This window comes from Streptomyces sp. YS-3, assembly GCF_045257485.1.
Classification (GTDB): domain Bacteria; phylum Actinomycetota; class Actinomycetes; order Streptomycetales; family Streptomycetaceae; genus Streptomyces.
Genome location: NZ_JBJHPC010000980.1, coordinates 1 through 1,465, shown reverse-complemented (window position 1 = coordinate 1,465; position 1,465 = coordinate 1). Strand labels below are relative to the sequence as shown.

The 1,465-nt window shown below is 71.2% G+C and carries 2 protein-coding genes; one reads left to right on the top strand and one right to left on the bottom strand.

What is annotated here, in order from left to right; genetic code table 11:
* Positions 1–137 precede the first annotated feature (137 nt).
* Positions 138–713, bottom strand: a complete 576-nt coding sequence (locus ACJA3G_RS36865; protein WP_101388906.1) for a TerD family protein — start codon at positions 711–713, stop codon at positions 138–140.
* Between the two features lie 181 nt (positions 714–894).
* Between ACJA3G_RS36865 and arfB the strand changes: the two genes are divergently transcribed.
* Positions 895–1,320: an alternative ribosome rescue aminoacyl-tRNA hydrolase ArfB gene (gene arfB / locus ACJA3G_RS36860; protein ID WP_406557371.1), complete on the top strand. Its 426-nt coding sequence runs from the start codon at positions 895–897 to the stop codon at positions 1,318–1,320.
* Positions 1,321–1,465: the final 145 nt, after the last annotated feature.

The following is a 1,465-nucleotide window of genomic DNA, read 5'->3' as shown; positions in this document are numbered from 1 at the left end:
GGGTACGGGCGCGGGCACGCCGAAGCCCCCCGGCGCGGGGCGCGCGGGGGGCTTCGGCGGTCGTTGTCTCAGGCGGTGGCGCCGGTGGTGGTGGCGGTGCCTGTGCTGGTGTCGGCGCCTGTGCCGGTGGCGGTCGGTCAGACGTTGACGCCGAAGTCCTGGGCGATGCCGACGAGGCCCGAGGCATACCCCTGGCCGACCGCGCGGAACTTCCACTCCGCACCGTTGCGGTACAGCTCGCCGAAGACCATGGCGGTCTCGGTGGCGGCGTCCTCGCTCAGGTCGTAGCGGGCGATCTCGGCGCCGCCGGCCTGGTTGATGATGCGGATGAAGGCGTTGCGGACCTGGCCGAAGTTCTGCGAGCGGTTCTCCGCGTCGTAGATCGAGACCGGGAAGACGATCTTGTCGACGTCGGCGGGGAGGCCGGCCAGGTTGACGTTGATCTGCTCGTCGTCGCCCTCGCCCTGGCCCGTGACGTTGTCACCGGTGTGGACGATGGTCTGGTCCGGGGTGGACTTGTTGTTGAAGAAGACGAAGTGGGCGTCCGAGTAGACCTTGCCCGCCGGGTTGACCGCGATCGCGGAGGCGTCGAGGTCGAAGTCGGTGCCGGTGGTGGTGCGGACGTCCCAGCCGAGGCCCACCGTGACGGCGGTCAGGCCCGGGGCCTCCTTGGTGAGCGAGACGTTGCCGCCCTTGGACAGGCTTACAGCCATGGGATGTCCCTTTCATCGTGATGTGCGGGCTACGGCCGTTCCCGAAGCTACCGTCACCCCTCATAACGTCGGCAGGGGATGCCGGGTTCCAGTTGTCTTTACTTTCTTTGCCGGGTACGGGCAGACGGGTGTCGTACAAAAGAGGGTGACGCGGCGCGTCGCGCGGGGGACCATGGAGCCCATGTCCGGGCCCTACCTCATCCGCGGCTCCGTCTCCCTTCCGGAGGCCGAGCTCATGTGGCGTTTCTCGCGGTCCTCCGGGCCCGGCGGGCAGCACGTCAACACCAGCGACTCGCAGGTGGAGCTCCGCTTCGACCTCGGTCGTACGGAGGCGCTGCCGGAGGTGTGGAAGGAGCGGGCGCTCGCGCGGCTGGATTCGCGGCTGGTGGGCGGGGTGGTGACGGTCCGGGCGTCCGAGCACCGCTCGCAGTGGCGCAACCGGGAGACGGCGGCGGTGCGGCTGGCGGCGCTGCTCGCCGAGGCGACCGCGCCGCCGCCGAAGCCGCGGCGGGCGACGCGGATTCCCCGGGGGATCAATGAGCGGCGGTTGCGGGAGAAGAAGGCGCGGGGCGAGACGAAACGGGGCCGCACGGGCCGCGACTGGTAGCCCCGCGCCTTCTTCTCCCGCAACCGCCGCTCATTGATCCCCCGGGGAATCCGCGTCGCCCGCCGCGGCTTCGGCGGCGGCGCGGTCGCCTCGGCGAGCAGCGCCGCCAGCCGCACCGCCGCCGTCTCCCGGTTGCGCCACTGCG